The sequence below is a fragment of the Pseudomonas sp. MYb327 genome (genome assembly GCF_040438925.1).
GTDB lineage: Bacteria > Pseudomonadota > Gammaproteobacteria > Pseudomonadales > Pseudomonadaceae > Aquipseudomonas.
Genome location: NZ_CP159258.1, coordinates 5,094,953 through 5,114,306, shown reverse-complemented (window position 1 = coordinate 5,114,306; position 19,354 = coordinate 5,094,953). Strand labels below are relative to the sequence as shown.

Annotated in this window: 16 protein-coding genes; 3 read left to right on the top strand and 13 right to left on the bottom strand. The window is 58.4% G+C overall.

Annotation, left to right across the window (positions count from 1 at the left end; all coding sequences use genetic code 11):
- Positions 1-19: 19 nt before the first annotated feature.
- The 5 genes from ABVN21_RS23090 to ABVN21_RS23070 all read right to left on the bottom strand — a co-directional run bounded on the left by ABVN21_RS23090 (position 20) and on the right by ABVN21_RS23070 (position 4,457).
- Entirely contained in the window at positions 20-1,249 is a 1,230-nt protein-coding gene (locus tag ABVN21_RS23090; RefSeq protein ID WP_339552416.1) for a nucleoside recognition domain-containing protein, read from the bottom strand.
- 189 nt (positions 1,250-1,438) lie between these two features.
- Positions 1,439-2,770 (bottom strand): glutamate/aspartate:proton symporter GltP, encoded by a 1,332-nt coding sequence (gltP, locus tag ABVN21_RS23085; RefSeq protein ID WP_034149439.1) that lies wholly within the window; start codon positions 2,768-2,770, stop codon positions 1,439-1,441.
- Between the two features lie 695 nt (positions 2,771-3,465).
- Positions 3,466-3,930 (bottom strand): inhibitor of vertebrate lysozyme family protein, encoded by a 465-nt coding sequence (locus ABVN21_RS23080; protein ID WP_339552415.1) that lies wholly within the window; start codon positions 3,928-3,930, stop codon positions 3,466-3,468.
- Positions 3,931-3,932: 2 nt separating this feature from the next.
- Entirely contained in the window at positions 3,933-4,097 is a 165-nt protein-coding gene (locus ABVN21_RS23075; RefSeq protein ID WP_003170804.1) for a DUF1328 domain-containing protein, read from the bottom strand.
- Positions 4,098-4,169: 72 nt separating this feature from the next.
- Positions 4,170-4,457 carry a hypothetical protein gene (locus ABVN21_RS23070; RefSeq protein WP_339552414.1) on the bottom strand — a complete coding sequence of 96 codons (288 nt, stop codon included), beginning with the start codon at positions 4,455-4,457 and terminating at the stop codon, positions 4,170-4,172.
- 432 nt (positions 4,458-4,889) lie between these two features.
- Here ABVN21_RS23070 and algB point away from each other — a divergent pair, with 432 nt between their 5' ends.
- Positions 4,890-6,236 (top strand): sigma-54-dependent response regulator transcription factor AlgB, encoded by a 1,347-nt coding sequence (gene algB / locus ABVN21_RS23065; RefSeq protein ID WP_339552413.1) that lies wholly within the window; start codon positions 4,890-4,892, stop codon positions 6,234-6,236.
- Positions 6,237-6,246: 10 nt separating this feature from the next.
- Complete coding sequence (locus tag ABVN21_RS23060; protein ID WP_339552412.1) at positions 6,247-8,037, top strand: KinB sensor domain-containing domain; 1,791 nt, start codon at positions 6,247-6,249, stop codon at positions 8,035-8,037.
- Positions 8,038-8,044: 7 nt separating this feature from the next.
- Here ABVN21_RS23060 and ABVN21_RS23055 read toward each other — a convergent pair whose 3' ends face one another.
- The 7 genes from ABVN21_RS23055 to ABVN21_RS23025 form a co-directional block, all read right to left on the bottom strand.
- A complete protein-coding gene (locus ABVN21_RS23055; RefSeq protein WP_339552411.1) occupies positions 8,045-9,658 on the bottom strand; it encodes an EAL domain-containing protein in 1,614 nt (537 codons plus the stop codon).
- Between the two features lie 75 nt (positions 9,659-9,733).
- On the bottom strand, positions 9,734-10,513 hold the full coding sequence (locus tag ABVN21_RS23050) for an N-acetylmuramoyl-L-alanine amidase (protein ID WP_339552410.1): 780 nt from the start codon (positions 10,511-10,513) through the stop codon (positions 9,734-9,736).
- 103 nt (positions 10,514-10,616) lie between these two features.
- Positions 10,617-12,674: a diguanylate cyclase gene (locus tag ABVN21_RS23045; protein WP_339552409.1), complete on the bottom strand. Its 2,058-nt coding sequence runs from the start codon at positions 12,672-12,674 to the stop codon at positions 10,617-10,619.
- Positions 12,671-13,549: an endonuclease/exonuclease/phosphatase family protein gene (locus ABVN21_RS23040; protein WP_339552408.1), complete on the bottom strand. Its 879-nt coding sequence runs from the start codon at positions 13,547-13,549 to the stop codon at positions 12,671-12,673. Before ABVN21_RS23040 ends, ABVN21_RS23045 begins: the two co-directional genes overlap by 4 nt.
- A gap of 14 nt (positions 13,550-13,563) precedes the next feature.
- Positions 13,564-14,205 (bottom strand): thiol:disulfide interchange protein DsbA, encoded by a 642-nt coding sequence (gene dsbA / locus ABVN21_RS23035; RefSeq protein WP_339552407.1) that lies wholly within the window; start codon positions 14,203-14,205, stop codon positions 13,564-13,566.
- Positions 14,206-14,405: 200 nt separating this feature from the next.
- Positions 14,406-15,035: a c-type cytochrome gene (locus ABVN21_RS23030; RefSeq protein WP_339552406.1), complete on the bottom strand. Its 630-nt coding sequence runs from the start codon at positions 15,033-15,035 to the stop codon at positions 14,406-14,408.
- A gap of 46 nt (positions 15,036-15,081) precedes the next feature.
- Entirely contained in the window at positions 15,082-15,372 is a 291-nt protein-coding gene (locus ABVN21_RS23025; RefSeq protein WP_034149449.1) for a c-type cytochrome, read from the bottom strand.
- Positions 15,373-15,563: 191 nt separating this feature from the next.
- Here ABVN21_RS23025 and yihA point away from each other — a divergent pair, with 191 nt between their 5' ends.
- Entirely contained in the window at positions 15,564-16,205 is a 642-nt protein-coding gene (gene yihA, locus ABVN21_RS23020) for a ribosome biogenesis GTP-binding protein YihA/YsxC (RefSeq protein ID WP_339552405.1), read from the top strand.
- 286 nt (positions 16,206-16,491) lie between these two features.
- Here the strand turns inward: yihA and polA are convergent, their stop codons facing one another.
- Complete coding sequence (polA, locus tag ABVN21_RS23015; protein ID WP_339552404.1) at positions 16,492-19,296, bottom strand: DNA polymerase I; 2,805 nt, start codon at positions 19,294-19,296, stop codon at positions 16,492-16,494.
- Between the last annotated feature and the right edge of the window lie 58 nt (positions 19,297-19,354).

Sequence of the window (19,354 nt, the reverse complement as noted above, 5' to 3'; positions counted from 1 at the left end):
CCAGCGATAAATTCTGGATTCACCCAAAGAACCAGTAGCAAACCCCGATGGCGCCCAGAACGCCGGCCAACTCGGCCAACAACGCACACCCCACCGCATGCCGCGCCCTCTGAATACCCACGGCACCGAAGTACACCGCCAGCACATAGAACGTGGTTTCGGTACTGCCCTGCACCGTCGCCGCGACCAATGCCGGGAAGCTGTCCACGCCGGAGGTCTTCATGGTTTCGATCAGCATCGCCCGGGCGGCGCTGCCGGAAAACGGTTTGACCATCGCGGTCGGCAGCGCATCGACGAAGCGCGTGTCCCAACCGGCCCACTCCACCAGATGACGAATCCCGTCCAGGCCGAAATCCAGCGCCCCCGATGCCCGCAACACGCCCACAGCGCAAAGCATTGCTACCAGATACGGCAGCAGATTCTTCGCCACGTCGAAGCCTTCCTTGGCACCTTCGACGAATGCTTCATAAACCTTCACTTTGCGCAGCGCGCCAATGATCAAAAACAGCATGATCAAGCCAAATAGCGTCAAATTTCCGAGGATCGACGACAAACCCGCCAGCGCGGCGGCTGACATTGTCCCCAGCAGCGCCATGAATCCACCGAGGGCGAGGGCGCCGGGAATTAGATACGCCAGCACCACCGGGTCCCAGACGCGCAGGCGTTGCATGAACGCCACCGAGAGAAAGCCAACGATGGTTGAGCTACTGGTGGCGAGCAGGATCGGCAAGAACACCAGCGTCGGGTCGGGCGCGCCTTGCTGGGCGCGGTACATGAAGATCGTCACCGGCAGCAGGGTCAGGGAGGACGCGTTGAGCACCAGGAACAGGATCTGCGCGTTACTGGCGATGGTGGCGCTGGGGTTGAGCTCCTGCAGGGCTTTCATGGCCTTGAGGCCGATTGGCGTGGCGGCGTTGTCCAGGCCCAGGCCGTTGGCGGCAAAGTTCAGGGTGATCAGGCCGATGGCAGGGTGGCCGGGCGGGACTTCCGGCATCAGGCGCAAAAACAGCGGACCGAGGGCCTTGGCCAGCCATTCGACGATCCCGGCTTTCTCGGCGATCCGCAGAAAACCCAGCCAGAGGGTGAGGGTGCCGAACAGCAACACCATGACTTCGACCGACAATTTGGCCATAGCGAAGATGCTTTCTACCATCGCCGCGAAGATCCCGGCGTTGCCGCCGATCAACCATTGCGCCAGTGCCGACACGGCAGCCACGATGAAAAAGCCAAGCCACAGGCCATTAAGCATCAGTCAAATCCCCCAAAAGATGCGCGAATGATAGCGGGGTGGCCAGAAACGACAAACCCCGGATTTCTCCGGGGTTTATCTATGCGCTACCAACTGTAGGAGCCGGCATGCTGGCGATTGTCGCGTCGCGGTGTAGCTGTCACACCGCGTTATCGTTCATCGCCAGCAAGCCGGCTCATTCAGCGGTCGTCAGTTCTTGGAAATCTCGCCAGCCGGCAGTTTTTCCTTGCTGCGCCAGTGCGGCAGCGAGTTCCAGTAGCGCTGGCCCTTGGCATCGTCGTACATGCCTTCCCAACGCGCGATGACCAGTACGGCCAAAGCGTTACCAATGACGTTCAGTGCGGTACGCGCCATGTCCATAATGCGGTCGACACCGGCGATGAACGCCAGGCCTTCCAGCGGAATTCCGACGCTGCCCAGAGTCGCCAGCAGTACCACGAAGGACACGCCCGGTACACCGGCAATGCCTTTGGAAGTAACCATCAGGGTCAGCACCAGCAGCAATTGTTGGCTGATCGACAGGTCGATGCCGTACAGCTGGGCAATGAAGATTGCCGCGATGCTCTGGTACAGGGTCGAACCGTCGAGGTTGAACGAGTAACCGGTCGGTACCACGAAGCTGCAAATGGCTTTCGGCGCGCCGTAGGCTTCCATCTTCTCGATCACACGTGGCAGCACGGTTTCGGAGGAGGCGGTGGAGTAGGCCAGCACCAGCTCATCTTTGAAGATGCGCATCAGCTTGATCACCGAGAAGCCAAACAGGCGGGCGATCAGGCCCAGCACCACGAAGGCGAAGAAGGCGATGGCGACGTAAACCAGGATCACCAGTTTCGCCAGCGGCAGCAGGGAGGCGAAGCCGAAGTTGGCCACGGTCACCGCGATCAGTGCGAAAACGCCGATCGGGGCGTAGTTCATGATCATGTGGGTAACTTTGAACATGCTTTCCGACACGCCCTGGAACATCTTCACCAGCGGCTCGCGCAGATCCGCTTGCAGGCTCGATAGACCGAGGCCGAACAGTACGGAGAAGAAGATGATCGGCAGCATCTCGCCGCGGGCCATGGCCGCGAAGATGTTGGACGGGATCAGGTTGAGGATGGTTTCGATGAACGCGTGTTCATGCTGAACCTCGGCGGCAGTCGCCTGGTACTTGGAGATGTCCACAGTACCCAGGGTGCTCATGTCGATGCCTGAGCCCGGGTGGAACACGTTGGCCAGCACCAGACCGACCAGAATGGCGATGGTGGTGACGATTTCGAAATAGATGATGGTTTTCAGGCCAATGCGCCCGAGTTTCTTCGCGTCGCCGACGCCAGCAATGCCGACGATCAGCGACGAGATCACGATCGGGATCACGATCATCTTGATCAGACGGATAAAGATATCGCCCGCCGGTTGCAGGACGTTACTGATCCACCAGGCTTTTTCGGCACTGAAATGGTTGAGCAGCGCACCAATTGCAATCCCCAATACCAGACCGATGAGGATCTGCCAGGCGAGGCTAAGCTTTGCCTTCTTCATATCTTTACCCTTACTTCAGTTTGACTCGAGCAGTGGCACGAAACGCATCGCTTGTGGCGAAAAGTCCTGTGCATCTGCCCCCGTATAAGGAGCCCCGGAGCGCTTGTTAGTGGCTCTCTGGCAGGCGAAAAAAGGCGCAACTATTCCGATGCAAGAGAGTGACGTCTAATGCCGTAAACGACTACCCTATGCCGAATCGGCATGAGGCTATTTTGCAGAAAGTGACGTCGCAAACAGTTCGAATATGACATTTCAGCAGGCATAAGTGCCGTGAACCGGCCATCACAGAGCAGGTTGATTGTTTTTTGATCAAGAGAATAGACGAGATATTTCGGGAAAATCCTACAACGGACGAAGAGAAGTCGCGGCCGCAAAAAGACCCCATTTCTCGATATACGGTTTGTTAAGAAACGGTATCTGGCGGGTTTACGCAGGAGGGAGGATTGAAAGAGTAACCTTTTTAGCTCGGCGCTTTGCGCGCACAAGCTCTTCGCAAGTTCGTCAAATCATGATGACTGGCGAACTTGCGTCGCAGCTTTTTCCTGACCCGGCCCTTGCGCAGGCACTCCCTGTACCCGTAGGTCACTCCACCCCTGAAACAGGTAGAACGTCCCGACCCCTTGGTCATGCGCCTTGCCTTCCTCGGGTGGCGCACTGTGAAAGAAGCAACGCTTCTTTCGTAGTTTCAATTCAGTTCAATACCAGTTTGGATCTTTTTTCAGCTGTTGCATTAGCAAATCCTGCATGCCCTGATCCGGTTGGCCGATAAAACGATAGTTGGCGTGCCGGGTCGGCGACTTGTCGGCCGGTAACCCTGTCGGTACTTCGACCAGCATGGCGTAGGCGTCCTTTTTGTCGAAACTGACGGCGACGATCAAGCGTTCATTGAGGCAGCTCTTTTGCGACTCGCAGAGCGGGCCCACCAGATACTTGTCGCCATCCTCTTCAACGGCATTCATCTGTTCGGCATCACCGGACAAATTCATCACCCATTCCGGCAAGCGCTCTTCCTTCTTCACAACGCCTTGCCAGGTTTCCCTGTATTGCGGGTCTGCGTTCAGCAACTCGTTGACCCGAGCCTGCCCATCATTGGCAGCGACTGCCATGGCACTACCGCCCAGTAGCAGGGCGGCTGCCATTGTTCTTAACGAACCGCTCATGTCTAACCTCGACCGCGACGGCCAAAGAAGAAGGAAGCAATGAACATCACCAGGAACACGACAAAGAGAATCTTGGCGATACCCGTGGCGGTGCCCGCGATACCACCGAAGCCCAGAACGGCAGCGACAATGGCAATGATCAAGAATGTGATTGCCCAGCTCAACATGGTGATTCTCCTTACGCTTCTATTTAGAGGTGTTGCATATCCCGGCGCAACGAGCGCGCCAAGTGTTTGAATTTAAAAAACCCAGCGTTCCTGACGAGGCATCTGATCCGCAGGCTGAGCCTGGTCGACATCCATCATTCGCATGGCGGCACTATCGGCCACGCCGCTTTTTGCAGCGCTGAAGTGAGTCTGGACTGGGCGCTCAAATGAGATGCGCGGGGCTTCTTGCTGTTGACTCTGCTCCCAGCGCAGGAATTGCTGACCGCCAAACAAAGTGACCAGCAGGGCAAAAACAGCAAAAAGCCCTTGCTGCAAATGCAGTGATGAAAGATGCAATTGGGCGGCACGTTGGCGAATCATCCTGGAGCTCCTCCCACGCGGGGAAATCGGTTGGGGGCATTTGTTTTTGCCCTGCGTTATCCAAGGTATTGCAGCCGTCATGCCAGATTTTTTAGATTAAAAAACCCTTGTAAATCAATCTGTTACAGATGTTGTGCAAAACGCTTCGTACGCATCCTGCACGATGGGCCCTCGCGCGGTCGTGCGATATGCACGATCTATCGCAGGGGTGTCGCAATATTTTTGAATTGAGAGGAGGGCGCAGATGTCAGAGATGAACGTAAGGCGTCTGCAGATGAGAGGCTTGCTTTGAAAAGCTCAAAAAATTAGGCGATTTCCGAAGGGCTACAGATAGCTACCCTGGCATGGCGGGAATGCATCAGAATAAACCATGCAACTTGCCCGATTTTTCCGGGGCTAACCAACATCATTCATATAAAGGAGCGTAGGAAAATGGAATCTGCCACTGAGCACCAAGGCCGTATTCTTTTGGTGGATGATGAGTCCGCCATCCTGCGAACCTTTCGTTATTGCCTTGAGGACGAAGGCTACAGCGTGGCGACGGCCAACAGCGCTACGCAAGCCGATGCGTTGTTGCAACGCCAGGTCTTCGACCTGTGCTTCCTCGATTTGCGCCTGGGTGAAGACAATGGCCTCGACGTGCTGGCGCAGATGCGCATTCAAGCGCCGTGGATGCGCGTGGTGATCGTCACCGCTCACTCAGCCGTAGACACTGCCGTAGATGCAATCCAGGCGGGAGCTGCCGATTATCTGGTCAAGCCATGCAGCCCGGATCAACTGCGCCTGGCTACCGCCAAGCAGCTGGAAGTGCGGCAACTATCGGCGCGCCTGGAAGCGCTGGAAGGCGAGGTGCGCAAACCCAAGGATGGCCTCGACTCGCATAGCCCGGCGATGAAAGTGGTGCTGGAAACGGCACGCCAGGTCGCCACGACTGATGCCAACATTTTAATTCTCGGCGAATCCGGCACCGGTAAAGGCGAGCTGTCCCAGGCGATTCACGGCTGGAGCAAGCGGGCGAAGAAGTCATGCATCACCATTAACTGTCCGTCGCTAACTGCCGAACTCATGGAAAGCGAGCTGTTTGGCCACAGTCGTGGCGCGTTTACCGGGGCTAGCGAAAGTACCTTGGGTCGTGTCAATCAAGCCGATGGCGGCACACTGTTTCTCGACGAAATCGGCGACTTTCCGCTGATTTTGCAGCCAAAATTGCTACGTTTTATTCAGGACAAAGAATACGAGCGGGTAGGGGATCCGGTTACCCGCCGCGCCGATGTGCGCATTCTCGCGGCGACTAACCAGAACCTGGAAGACATGGTTCGCGACGGCCGTTTTCGCGAAGACCTGCTGTATCGCCTGAACGTCATCACCTTGCACCTGCCACCACTGCGCGAACGCCGGGAAGACATTCTCAACCTGGCCGACCGTTTTCTGGCCCGGTTCGTCAAGGAATACGCCCGCCCGGCTCGGGGTTTCAGTGACGAAGCCCGTGAAGCGCTGCTTGGCTATCGTTGGCCGGGAAATATTCGTGAGCTGCGCAACGTGGTCGAGCGGGCGAGCATCATCTGTCCGCAGGAACGGGTTGAAATCAGCCATTTGGGCATGTCCGAAGCCCCGATCAATAACGCTCCACGCATCGGCGCCGCCCTGAGTCTCGATGAGCTGGAAAAAGCCCACATCGGCGCAGTGCTCGCCACCGCCGGCACGCTGGACCAGGCCGCCAAGACCTTGGGTATCGACGCATCGACGCTGTACCGCAAACGCAAACAGTACAACTTGTGAGTCGCCAGCGATGAAACTGGCGATGAAGTTGCGGACCCGGCTGTTTCTCAGTATTTCCGCGCTGATCACCGTCGCACTGCTCGGGCTTCTGCTTGGGCTCGTCAGCGTCATGCAGATGGCCGGGACGCAAGAAGCGCTGGTGCGCAACAACTTCGTTACCCTGGACGTGGGCTTGAAACTGCGCCAGACACTGGGTGATCAGCTGATCCTCATGCTCAGCGAACAACCGGATTCCGCTGCCTTCGACGCGTCCAAAAAGCGATACTTCGAACTGCTGGAGGAGGGCATTGCCCAAGAGCCATCGGGCATCGGCAGCGAATACGGTTTCAAGAAAGCCAAGGCGGATTACCTGAGCTTTATTCAGGCGTATGAGGTGTCGCCTGACCCCAAACATGTGCTGAGCGGCAACGACGAGCTCACCGAAAAATTTAATGCGCTGCGCAGTGGTTTGATCGCCGAACACAAGCGTGCACTGGACAACATCAACGACATCGAACGGCGCGCCCGTGAGCGCGCGCTGCTGATTGCCGGGTTGCTCGGCATGGTCGGGTTGGCGGTATTGATCATCGGTTTCGTCACCGCTCATGCCATCGCACGGCGCTTTGGGGAGCCCATTGAGGCCTTGGCGCAGGCGGCGGACCATATCGGCCAGGGCAAATTCGACGTCACGTTGCCGATCTCTTCGGCGGTGGAATTGAATCAGCTGACCCGGCGCTTCGGAATCATGGCCGAGGCCCTGCGCGAGCATCAGGCGACCAATGTCGATGAGCTGCTCGCGGGGCAGCAGCGTCTGCAAGCGGTGCTCGATAGCATCGATGACGGATTGCTGATGATCGATCGTGAAGGTCATCTGGAGCACCTCAACCCGGTGGCGCAGCGCCAGTTGGGATGGGACAGCGATCGACTCGGGCAAGGGCTGGGCACGGCGTTGGAGCGTCCCGAGCTCGATGAACAGCTGCAGCTGGTGCTGCGTGGCGGCACGCTGGAGCGAGCGCCGGAGGACCTGAGCATCGAAGTCGATGGTGAGTCGCGCTTGTTGACCTATAGCCTGACGCCGGTCAGTCATACCCAAGGCCATATTCTCGGTGCGGTGATGGTGTTGCACGACGTCACTGAACAGCGCGCCTTCGAACGGGTGCGCAGCGAGTTCGTGCTGCGTGCCTCCCATGAGTTGCGCACACCGGTCACCGGCATGCACATGGCGTTCGGCCTCTTCCGCGAACGCGCGCATTTTCCCCAAGACTCTCGTGAAGCCGATCTGCTGGACACGGTAAACGAAGAAATGCAGCGCTTGATGCAGTTGATCAACGACCTGCTGAATTTCTCTCGTTATCAGAATGGCCTGCAAAAACTGACGCTGGCGCCGTGCTCCATCGAGGACTTGCTCGAGCAGGCACAATTACGTTTTGCCGACGCTGCGGCAGTGCAGGGTATCGATCTGTTGGTGGAAGCGCAGGGGCCTTTGCCGCGTTTGCAGGCCGATCAACCGCAGTTGGACCGGGTGCTCGACAACCTGATCGACAACGCCCTGCGTCACACCTCGCCAGGAGGGCTGATACGCTTGCAGGCCCGGCGCCATGGCGACCGGGTGATCATCAGCGTCGAGGACAATGGCGAAGGCATCGCCTACGGGCAACAGGGGCGGATTTTCGAGCCTTTTGTGCAGGTCGGTCGCAAGAAAGGTGGCGCCGGGCTTGGCCTGGCGTTGTGCAAGGAAATCGTGCAATTGCACGGCGGGCGGATGGGCGTCTATTCCCGGCCGGGGCAGGGTACTCAGTTCTACATGGCGTTGACGGTATAGCGCACGTTTACGCTTCGTCATCCAGACGTCGCTGGGCTAACCGGCGACCACGGGTAATCAGTTCGATGAACTGCACCGCGCTCAAGGCATGGGCAAACAACCAGCCCTGACCAAACTTCACTCCTTCACTGCTCAGTAGTGCTGCCTGGGCTTCATGCTCGATGCCCTCGGCAATCACCTTGAGATGCAGTGACTGCGCCATGTGAATGATGTGCGGCGCCACGCCACTGCTTGCGGCGTCATGGCCCAAAGCATCGATAAAGGCTTTGTCGATTTTCAGGCAATCCACCGGCAGGGTTTGCAGATAGGCGAGGCTGCAATAACCGGTGCCAAAGTCATCGATCAGCACCTGATGCCCGACGTCACGCAAGGCTTGCAGGTTTTCCCGTGCCACCACTACATCGATCAAGCCCCGTTCGGTGACCTCAAAGGCAATTTGCTTCGCCGCGACCCGGTGCAGGGTCAGCAGGCGCGCCATCACCTGGCCGATGCGCGGGACCATGACATCACACGCCGCGAGGTTGACCGAAATGTACAACTGCGGATTCGCCCGCAGTAATTGCCCCAGCTGCTCAAGCAGGCGTTGCAGGACGAAGTCGGTCATCTGGCGGATTTGTCCGGTGTTCTCCGCCATCGGAATGAACAGATCGGGACTGGTCAGGGTGCCGTCCGGCCTTCGCCAGCGCAGCAAGGCCTCGGCCCCCACGCAGTTGCGGCTGTCGAGGTCGAAAATCGGTTGATACAACACCTGTAACTCGCCGCGACGTATCGCGCCTGTCAGCTCAGCATCCAGCGACTGGCGCTGACGCACCAGCAGAAACACCAGAAAGCCCACGCACGCGGCCAACACCAGGCTGGCCGGCAGCAACCACCACCACATCGGCGGAATATGCGCACCGCTGCGCGGAGTGATGAGCACCAGTTGGTACTCCGGGTTGTCAGTGGGCATGCGGTAAATCAACCGACGATGGGTGACTTGCAACGCATCGCGGCTTTTCGGTGGCCAGGCCTCGGTTGGCGGCCAGGCTTGCTCGACGCCTAATACCGGAATCGCCCGGGTACCGTGATCGAGTACCACCAGCAGGCTGCTTCCCGGTGACAGGTCGACCATGTCGGTCAGGTGCCCGCGAGATGTCGCCACGCGAAAATTGCCGCGCCCGAGCATCAGGGCGGCGCGATTTTCATCGGGTTCGGTGGTGGTGTTCAGCCAGTAACTGTAGGTGGGACCTTTGATGTCTGGCGGTCGTGCGAGAGACAAGCCTTCCTGGCGCGGCCGATTGGAACAGATTCGCGAGGCGTCCATATAAGCCGCTTCGTAAACAAAGCGGTAATTGAAGCTGACCTGCTGCAAGGTCGCGATCATTTCGTCGTCGCAGCCTCGCAGCGGCTGAGCCTCCAGATCGTCGAGGCTTTCGCGCAACTGGCCGAAAAGTTGCTCCAGGCGGGCGAGAAAGCGTTCGCCCTGGGCATTCATTTCCTGGCTTTCGTTCTGCTCGACCTGGTGTATCGCGACGAACAGGCTGCCGGCCAACAGCAGTGATGCGCTCAAGGCAGCAGCCAGCATCGCCAGAAACCAAGGGCGATAGAACCAACTACGAATCCTCACTCGAGCAGCAGTCATATGGAATATCCGGCGAATTACCAATGAGTTATAGCTGCTGGTTGAGAAAACGCCCGCACCGTCGAGCGGTCGTCATTATTTTGTCTGATTCAACACCTGTAGCAATGCTGCCGTTTGCGCGTCCGGCGTACCGTCGAAACGGGATGGTCGAAAGTGCATCTGAAAGGCTGCGATGACATGTCGGGTGGCTACGTCCAGTTCACCGGTTTGCGGTGTGTCATAACCAAAGCGGGCCAACTGTGTTTGAAACCAGCTGATGCTGGGCAGTTGTGTTTGGAACTGTGCCTGTTGTCGCGCGACGCTTTGCTCGTTTGGCCAGATGCCAATGCCCTCTTCCGCGAGGCGCTTCCAGGGGAACAACGGCCCCGGGTCCAGCTTGCGCAGTGGTGCAATGTCACTGTGGCCGATGATGCTGCGAGGGTTGATGGCGTAGCGTTTGCTGATGTCCTTTAGCAAGAAGATCATGGATTGGACTTGCGCATCGCTGTAGGGATACCAGAGGCGCCCGGTTGGCGTGTCGGTGAAACCCGGGTTGACGATTTCGATGCCGATAGAGCTGGAGTTCAGCCACGTCCGACCTTGCCATTGGCTTTCACCGGCATGCCAGGCGCGCAGGTTTTCGTCCATTAACTTGTAGATGGTTGCGTTCTTGTCGTCGCCGATCAGGTAATGGCTGCTGACCTCGCCGTGGGTCAACAACTGCAACGAGCGTTCAAGAGATGCATTTGTGTAATGCATCACCACGAACTGTATGCGGCTGTCGTGATTGGCCGAAACGTGACTGGTGTCGATACGGGGACCGCTGGCGCAACCGGCCAGCAGCATCAGTGACACGATGAGAGCGAAATATTTCATGGCGGAAGGCAATACACGCAGGACAGTAATGCAACAGTGTAACGTACTGCTCCGCGCACGTAGGTCTATCGCGATGATTTAAACAAAATGGAACAATTGCCGATCAGCCCAGTTCGACCCGGTTGCGTCCGGCATTTTTTGCTCGATATAGCGCCTGATCGGCTCTTTTCAGCGTCACATCGCTGTGTTCACCGGCTTTGAAAGTGGTCAGCCCCATGGACACCGTGATCGTCACCGGCTCACCCTTGAAGTGGAAAGGGCACGCTTCAACGGCGGCGCGCAGGGTTTCGAGCAGTTTCATGCCTGCGGCCGGCACCGTGCAGGGCATCAACAGCACAAACTCTTCACCGCCGAACCGGGCAATGAAATCTGTCCCGCGCAAGCGCTTGCGCACAACGGTAGCAATGATTTTCAGGACCTTGTCGCCCGCGAGGTGACCATAGTTATCATTGATACGCTTGAAGTGATCGAGGTCGAGCATGGCCAGCATCAGCGTGTTGCCGTGTTGCTGCCACTCGTTGATTTCATGATCAAGGCGTTCGCTCCAGGCTGCACGATTGGGCAGGCCGGTCAGCGGATCGATCAAGGCTTTCTGGCGCTGCTCCTCAAGATGTTCGCGAAAGCCCAGGGCTTCCTGCTCCATGTGGGCAACGCGTTCGGCCAGGCTCTGCAGGCGGGCCGCGACCTCTTGCTCACGCTCATCCCGCTGCTGGCGGTGTTGATCCATGGTGCCAAGCAGGCCTTCGAGATGGTTTTCCAACACATGCTTGAGGTCGTCCAGGTCAGCGGCTTCGTGCATGCTGTTCTGCAGACCGTCGACCTGCTCGCGGATTTGTGTATCCATCGCCTGTGCGGCAGAGCGATTGTCGGCGTGACCGGCACTGGCGGCTTGCAAATTGCTCTGGAACGACTCGAGGCGTTCGTTGAGCCGCTGCAAGTAAGCCTCGAATTCGTGCTGACCGCTGTCTGAGATCGCCAGCATCAACGTCGCAAGGTCATCGAGAATCGGCAGCAGTTCGTACCAGTTCAAGCCATTTTTCAGGCGATCGCGCATCGATTCAGCTTGCGGGCGATGACGCTCGGGCAGCGCCAGGTCGTCGAGTAGACCCAACAGTGTTTCTTCGATGTGTTTGGCCACCGAGCTATAAGAAGGCTCAGGCGAGTCCGGCAAGGCATACAGCACATCGTGGTCGGATTGCTCTGGATGGATGGTGTCCACGGCCATCACGGAGGGAACAGGCAGGCTGTCCAGTATGACGGTTCGAGTCAGTTCATCGGGGTTAATGCCTTCAGTCGTAGGCGCTGAAGTGGATGGAGAGTGCGCCGCGTCCTTGGGTTGCTGGGTTTCCAGTTGAGCCAGTGGCTCAAGTGTTGGGGCAGGGTCCGGCTGAGGTTCTGGAACGGGTGGAGCAAATACCGCAGCAACGGGAGGCTCTGGCGCCTCGGGCAATGATTGCGGCGAGTGATGTTCGATAGCGGCAGGGTGTTCGGCCGCAGGCTTCGTGTGAGGCTCATGCGCGATTGGTTGAAGATCGACGATGGAGGGCGATGTCTCGCCAGCCGTAAGGCCTTCAGCAGACTGGGCGAGGGAGGGTTGCGCCGATGGGGCGGCGGCTGGAGTTGTCTCCTCCTCGGAATCACGGTGCCCGAACAACCGCTGCAACAAGCCTGGTCGACTGGATTCCGCCGGGCTCTCCAGTTGACTCAGGGCTTTGCCTTGCAACCCGCTCAGTTCACTGAGCAGCAATGGGATCTCGCGAGCCTGGCTGACGCGGTTATCCAGCTGTTTGGCGAAGTTCTTGAGGGGGCGGCGCACTTCTCGCGGTAGCGGTAATTTTTGCAGCTGAGTGACCAGGGCGGTCAGCGCGGCGCTGGTCTGATTAACTCGGGTTTCACGACGCTGCTCGGAATCCAGGACGGCCTTTTCCAGGCGCGGGAGCAGGGCGGCCAGGCCGGCATCCATGTCGTCGGTGCGCACGACTTCGCGCATTTCCTTCATGCATTGGTCAACCGCGCGGTCCGTACCTTCCGCAGCCAGGGTGCTACGCACCAGCCCACGACGCAACAAGTCGAGCCGGGCATCCCAGCGACGTTCGAGTTTTTCCTGTTGTTCGATGCTTTTGAGGTATTTCTCTTTCCAGCGCTGTGTTTCGTCGCTCATTCAGGGGTTCCGCGAAGGGCAGGACTCAACGCGGGGAATGCATCAGCCGTGAGCGAACCCGGCAGACGTATCTCTACCGCGACCGGCAGGTGATCGGAAATGGGTTGGGCCAGCACCTCGACCTTTTCAAGGGTCAGACTCGGGCTCAGAAGAATGTGGTCCAGGCAACGCTGTGGGCGCCAGCTGGGGAATGTCGCTTCCAGTTGCGGGGCCAGCAGGCCGAGGTCGCGCAACGGAGAGTTTTGCAGCAGGTCACTGGCATGGGTGTTCATGTCGCCCATCAACACTTGGTGTTTGTAGCCACCAATCAATTCGCGGATGTAAGCCAGTTGCAGGCTACGGGCGCGAGCGCCCAGTGCGAGGTGCATCATCACCACGACCAAGGCTTCCGGGCCTTCGCCGAAGCGCACCAGAATCGCCCCGCGACCCTTGGGCCCCGGCAACGGATGATCTTCAATCGCCCACGGACGCAGGCGGCTGAGCACGCCATTGCTGTGCTGGCCGAGTCGACCGAGATTGCGATTGAGTTGTTGATACCAGTAGGGAAAAGCGCCGAGCTGCGCCAGGTGTTCGACCTGATTGACGTAGCCGGAACGCAGACTGCCGCCATCGGCTTCCTGCAAGGCGACCAGATCGAAGTCGCCCAGCAGGCTGCCGATTTTTTGCAGATTGTCCCCGCGCCCGATATGCGGTAACAAGTGTTGCCAGCTTCGGGTCAGGTAATGCCGATAGCGCTCGGTACTGATACCGACCTGGATGTTGAAACTGAGCAAGCGCAGACGGCTATCTGCGGGCAGGCCCGTGGATTCCAGGTGATGTTCGTTGACCCGCGGATCATGCAGGCCAACGACGCGTTCAGTTCCCCAGCGGCGCATGGCAGGCGTCTCGCTTAGTTGGCGGCAGCCTTGTTAGCCGCTCGCTCTTGATCGACCAGTTTATCGGCCAGTTGCAGGGCTTGTTCAGCTCCGCCGGCAGAACCCACGTCAAAACGGTATTTGCCGTTGACGATCATGGTCGGAACCCCGGTGATTTCATATTTCTTGGCCAGTTCGCGGGCCTTGTTGATCTGGCCCTTGATGGCGAAGGAGTCGAACGTGGCCAGGAACTTGTCCTTGTCTACGCCCTGAGTAGCCAGGAAGTCCGCCATTTCGTTCTTGTCGACCAGCTTCTTGTGTTCTTTCTGAATGGCATTGAACACCGCAGCGTGCACCTTGTGCTCGACACCCATGGCTTCGAGGGTCAGGAACATTTGGCCGTGCGCGTCCCAAGGGCCGCCGAACATGGCAGGGATGCGAACGAAATTCACGTCGGAAGGCAGCTTCTCGACCCAAGGATTGATCACTGGTTCGAACGCGTAGCAGTGCGGGCAGCCGTACCAGAACAGCTCTACTACTTCGATCTTGCCAGGCACGGCAACCGGAACCGGATTGCTCAGTTCAACATAAGGGGCAGCGGGTGCTTCGGCGGCCTGGGCAGTCATGCCGAACAGGCTGGCAGCGACGAGTGCGGCGCTGATGATCAGATTACGCATGCTTTACTCCTGGACAAATTTTATCGCCTCGCGCGACCTGTTTTCAGACAGGTCATGGCGGGCCTGAGTTCTGTAGTGTAACGGCAGCGGCCACAAAAAAGGGCGGCCAAAGCCACCCTTTTTATACTTGCTGCGACGGATTAATCGAGCGTTAACGTTGCAGGAGATGTACGTCCCGATCAACGCCCGATTCGCCGATCTTAGTGCAGGCCCTGAATGTAGCTGGACAGTGCGGCGATGTCTTCGTCGCTCAGCTTTTTGGCAATGCTTTGCATTGGTTTGGTATCGCCGTCGTTGTTGCGACCCCCTTCTTCCTTGCGGAAGTCGGTGAGTTGCTTGGCGACGTATTGAGCGTGTTGTCCACCGAGATGCGGGAAGCCGGCGGCCGCGTTGCCTGCGCCGTTTGGCGAGTGGCAACCGGTGCACGATGGCAGGCCTTCGGCAAGGTTGCCGCCGCGGAACAGGGCTTCACCGCGAGCCACGATTTTCGGGTCGGCGGCGCCGACGCTGCCTTTCTGGCTGGCGAAATAGGCGGCGATGTCCGCCAGATCCTGGTCGCTCAGGTTGGTCAACAGGCCCGTCATTTCCAGAACGGTGCGCTTGCCCGACTTGATGTCGTGCAGCTGCTTGGTCAGGTAGCGTTCACCTTGCCCTGCCAGTTTTGGAAAGTTTGGCGCCATGCTGTTGCCATCCGGGCCATGGCAGGCACCACATACGGCGGCTTTTGCCTGGCCTGCGGCGGCGTCACCAGGTTTTACTGGCTCACCTGCAGCATGGGCAATGCCGGAGATTCCCACGGTCAACAGCAGACTCACGATCAATTTGTTCATCAGCTAATCCAACTACGGCTAAGGGTTAAAGAGTTATGGACCGGGATCACTCGCTCATCCAGTGGATGATGGCCTGGTAATCCTCGGCACTGCAGTCCATGCACAAACCACGCGGCGGCATCGCCTTGAAACCCTGGGTCACGTGTTGCACCAGCGTCTCCATACCTTTCGCCAACCTCGGCGTCCAAGCTTCCTGATCGCCCTTGCGGGGCGCCATGGGTAGTTGGCCGGAATGACAGGCACCACAAACACGGTTGTACACAGCTTCCGGATCCTGTGTAGCCTGAGCGCTGTAAAGCGGCATCAAGACACCGGCAGCTAGCAGCCATTTCGTCATAAAACGACCTTTTCAGGGTTGAGAGCGTGCTGCGTTCTAATGCGCAATCAAGGTCTGTCGCTCTCGTGAACTTCATCCTACGCTGGGACAAAGCGCACACAAAATCTGCGGCATTATATACTGGCGTCACTGAAACGGAAGCGACACTGCTTGCCGCGCCCATTCCCGGCGCCTCCCACATCGGAAATCCCATGCAACTCAAGAATCCCATCCTCGGTCTGTGCCAACAGTCCACCTTCATGCTCAGCGCCGCCAAAGTCGACCAATGTCCGGATGACGAAGGTTTCGAAGTCGCCTTCGCCGGGCGTTCCAACGCCGGCAAGTCCAGTGCGCTTAACACACTGACCCATGCCAGCCTGGCGCGTACCTCGAAAACTCCGGGTCGCACTCAGCTGTTGAACTTCTTCAAGCTAGACGATGAACGTCGTCTGGTCGACCTGCCGGGTTACGGTTATGCAAAAGTACCGATTCCGCTCAAGCAACACTGGCAGCGCCACCTGGAAGCGTATCTGGGAAGCCGCGAGAGTTTGAAGGGTCTGATTTTGATGATGGACATCCGTCATCCAATGACCGACTTCGACTTGTTGATGCTCGATTGGGCGGTTGCCAGCGGTATGCCGATGCACATTCTGCTGACCAAAGCGGACAAGCTGACTTACGGCGCGGCCAAGAATACGCTGCTCAAGGTTCAGTCGGAAATTCGCAAGGGTTGGGGCGATGCCGTCACGATTCAGCTTTTTTCGGCGCCAAAACGCATGGGTCTGGAAGACGCCTACACTGTATTGGCAGGCTGGATGGAACTGGCGGACAAGGGCGCCGAGGTGGGCGAGTAAAAGCTACAGGCAAAAAAAACCCCGGACTTCTTATGGGGAGGGGGAAGTTCGGGGTCCAAGTTCTAGACCGCTAGGGCGGGGTCCAGATATCTGCCAACACTTAACACAACATAGGAGCATCGAAGGGCTTCACCAGCCATTCAGTAACTCTGAGTAGCGAAACCCCGGATTAGTTCAGAATATTTTCTAACGTCTTTGGAATAAGCCAAAGCGTTTACTGGACTAAATGCCTTATGCCTCTTCCGCCGCGGCACTTTGCCGCAGCAGAGCGCGCATTTCAGACGGTTTAGTGCGCCTCATCCCAATTATTTCCAACACCAACCTCAACCAGCAGCGGAACATCCAGCTTCGCCGCGCCGCTCATGTGCAGACGAATTTCCTCGCTGACCTGGTCGACAAGGTCTTCACGCACCTCAAGTACCAATTCATCGTGCACTTGCAGGATGACCTTGGCATCGAGGCCGGAAGAGGTCAGCCAGTTATCCACTGCGACCATGGCTTTCTTGATGATGTCCGCCGCGGTGCCCTGCATCGGGGCGTTGATCGCCGTGCGCTCGGCAGCGGCGCGCTCTTGCGGTTTGTTGGAGTTGATCTCCGGCAGGTACAACCGGCGGCCGAAGAAGGTTTCGACGAAGCCCTGATCTGCCGCCTGCGCACGGGTGCGGTCCATGTACTCGCGCACGCCGGGATAACGGGCGAAGTACGTATCGATATAGGCCTTGGCGGTCTTGGTGTCGACCCCGATGTCTTTGCCGAGCTTCTGCGCGCCCATGCCGTAGATCAGGCCGAAGTTGATCGCCTTGGCGCTGCGGCGCTGGTCGGAGGTCACTTCAGTGAGTTCGACCTTGAACACCTCGGCGGCGGTTGCGGTGTGCACGTCCAGATTGTGGCGGAAGGCGTTCATCAGGCCTTCATCCTTGGACAGGTGCGCCATGATCCGCAATTCGATCTGCGAATAGTCCGCCGCCAGCAGTTTGTAGCCGGTCGGTGCGACGAATGCCTGACGGATGCGACGCCCTTCAGCGGTGCGTACCGGGATGTTCTGCAGGTTCGGATCGCTGGAGGACAGACGACCGGTGGACGCCACGGCTTGGTGGTACGAAGTGTGGATGCGCCCGGTGCGCGGATTGATCTGTTCCGGCAAGCGATCGGTGTACGTGCTTTTCAGCTTGCTCATGGAACGGTATTCCATGAGCACTTTAGGCAAGCGGTAATCGTCCTCGGCGAGTTTGGCCAGCACCTCTTCGGCGGTGGACGGCTGGCCCTTGGCGGTTTTCTTCAGCACCGGCAAACCAAGCTTCTCGTAGAGAATGACGCCGAGCTGCTTGGGCGAACCCAGGTTGAATTCTTCACCGGCAATTTCGAAGGCTTCGCGCTCAAGCGCGACCATCTTGTCGCCCAGTTCGATACTTTGCACGCCGAGCAGGGCAGCATCGACGAAAGCGCCCTGGCGCTCGATACGCGCCAGCACTGGCACCAGAGGAATTTCGATGTCGGTCAGCACACTGGCGAGGCTCGGGATCGCGTTCAGCTTTTCGAAGAGTGTCTGATGCAGACGCAAAGTGATGTCGGCGTCTTCGGCGGCATACGGGCCGGCCTGTTCCAGGGCGATCTGGTCGAACGTCAGCTGTTTCGCGCCCTTGCCGGCGATGTCCTGGAAACTCACGGTGGTGTGATCCAGGTACTTCAGAGCCAGGCTGTCCATGTCATGGCGAGTGGCCGTGGAGTTGAGCACGTAGGACTCAAGCATGGTGTCAAAGGCAATGCCGCGCACGGTGATGCCGTTGGCCTGATCGCCGCCGATGGCGCAGTTGGCCAGTATGTTCATGTCGAACTTGGCATGTTGGCCGACCTTGAGCTTGTTCGGATCTTCCAGAATCGGCTTGAGGGCGCGCAATACGGTGTCACGATCCAGTTGCTCGGGTACACCGATGTAGGAGTGCGTCAGCGGAATGTAAGCCGCTTCATTGGCCTGCACGGCGAAAGAAAGACCCACCAATTGCGCCTGCTGCGCGTCGATGCCGGTGGTTTCGGTGTCGAAGGCGAACAGCTTGGCGTTGTTCAGTTTCTCCAGCCAGACGTCGAAACGAGCCTGGTCGAGGATGGTTTCATAAGCGGCCTCAGCAACGGCAACCGGCGTTTCGGCCTCGGTTGCGCTGAACAAATCAGCGACTGGCGCAGGCTCGGCGGCACTGCTCAGCTCGAGACGCTTGGCGTCGCGATCGAGGTCGTTCAGCCAGCTCTTGAATTCCAGCAGGGTATACAGCTCGTAGAGCTTGTCCGGATCTTCCGCACCCATTTGCAGGTCATCGAGGCCGATGTCCAACGGCACGTCGACCTTGATGGTCGCCAATTGATAGGACAGGAACGCCATTTCCTTGTGTTCTTCGAGCTTGGCCGGCAGGGTCTTGGCGCCGCGAATCGGCAGGGTTGGTACGATGTCGAGTTGCGCATAGAGCTCGGTCAGACCGCCATTCACCCCCACCAATAAACCGGAAGCGGTCTTAGGACCGATACCCGGAACGCCCGGAATGTTGTCCGAAGAATCGCCCATGAGTGCCAGATAATCGATGATCTGCTCGGGAGCGACGCCGAATTTCTCCTTCACGCCCTCCACGTCCATGCTGCTACCGGTCATGGTATTGACCAAGGTAATGTGGCCGTCGACCAGTTGCGCCATGTCTTTGTCGCCGGTGGAGATGATCACCGGGCGATCGGCAGCCGCGCTGCTGCGGGCCAGGGTGCCGATCACATCATCGGCCTCGACGCCTTCGACGCACAGCAGCGGGAAGCCCAGCGCGATCACGCTCTGGTGCAAGGGTTCGATTTGCACGCGCATGTCGTCTGGCATGCTCGGACGGTTGGCCTTGTATTCGGCGTACATGTCATCGCGAAAAGTCCCACCCTTGGCGTCGAACACCACGGCGAACGGACTGTCCGGATACTGCTTGCGCAGGCTCTTGAGCATGTTCAACACGCCCTTGACCGCACCGGTCGGCAGGCCTTTGGAGGTGGTCAGCGGTGGCAGCGCGTGAAAGGCGCGGTAGAGGTAAGAAGAACCGTCCACCAGGACGAGGGGGGCTTGGCTCATGAGCAGGATCAACCTTTTCGGCGGGTCCGGCGCTAGAATAGCGGGACCGTTGACGACA

Bases quoted from the DNA above. Each gene is read 5' to 3' on its own strand.
- ABVN21_RS23090 (WP_339552416.1), bottom strand. From the start codon at position 1,249: ATGCTTAATGGCCTGTGGCTTGGCTTTTTCATCGTGGCTGCCGTGTCG.
- ABVN21_RS23080 (WP_339552415.1), bottom strand. From the start codon at position 3,930: ATGAGCGGTTCGTTAAGAACAATGGCAGCCGCCCTGCTACTGGGCGGT.
- gltP (WP_034149439.1), bottom strand. From the start codon at position 2,770: ATGAAGAAGGCAAAGCTTAGCCTCGCCTGGCAGATCCTCATCGGTCTG.
- algB (WP_339552413.1), top strand. From the start codon at position 4,890: ATGGAATCTGCCACTGAGCACCAAGGCCGTATTCTTTTGGTGGATGAT.
- ABVN21_RS23070 (WP_339552414.1), bottom strand. From the start codon at position 4,457: ATGATTCGCCAACGTGCCGCCCAATTGCATCTTTCATCACTGCATTTG.
- ABVN21_RS23025 (WP_034149449.1), bottom strand. From the start codon at position 15,372: ATGACGAAATGGCTGCTAGCTGCCGGTGTCTTGATGCCGCTTTACAGC.
- ABVN21_RS23040 (WP_339552408.1), bottom strand. From the start codon at position 13,549: ATGCGCCGCTGGGGAACTGAACGCGTCGTTGGCCTGCATGATCCGCGG.
- ABVN21_RS23060 (WP_339552412.1), top strand. From the start codon at position 6,247: ATGAAACTGGCGATGAAGTTGCGGACCCGGCTGTTTCTCAGTATTTCC.
- yihA (WP_339552405.1), top strand. From the start codon at position 15,564: ATGCAACTCAAGAATCCCATCCTCGGTCTGTGCCAACAGTCCACCTTC.
- ABVN21_RS23045 (WP_339552409.1), bottom strand. From the start codon at position 12,674: ATGAGCGACGAAACACAGCGCTGGAAAGAGAAATACCTCAAAAGCATC.
- dsbA (WP_339552407.1), bottom strand. From the start codon at position 14,205: ATGCGTAATCTGATCATCAGCGCCGCACTCGTCGCTGCCAGCCTGTTC.
- ABVN21_RS23055 (WP_339552411.1), bottom strand. From the start codon at position 9,658: ATGACTGCTGCTCGAGTGAGGATTCGTAGTTGGTTCTATCGCCCTTGG.
- ABVN21_RS23050 (WP_339552410.1), bottom strand. From the start codon at position 10,513: ATGAAATATTTCGCTCTCATCGTGTCACTGATGCTGCTGGCCGGTTGC.
- polA (WP_339552404.1), bottom strand. From the start codon at position 19,296: ATGAGCCAAGCCCCCCTCGTCCTGGTGGACGGTTCTTCTTACCTCTAC.
- ABVN21_RS23030 (WP_339552406.1), bottom strand. From the start codon at position 15,035: ATGAACAAATTGATCGTGAGTCTGCTGTTGACCGTGGGAATCTCCGGC.
- ABVN21_RS23075 (WP_003170804.1), bottom strand. From the start codon at position 4,097: ATGTTGAGCTGGGCAATCACATTCTTGATCATTGCCATTGTCGCTGCC.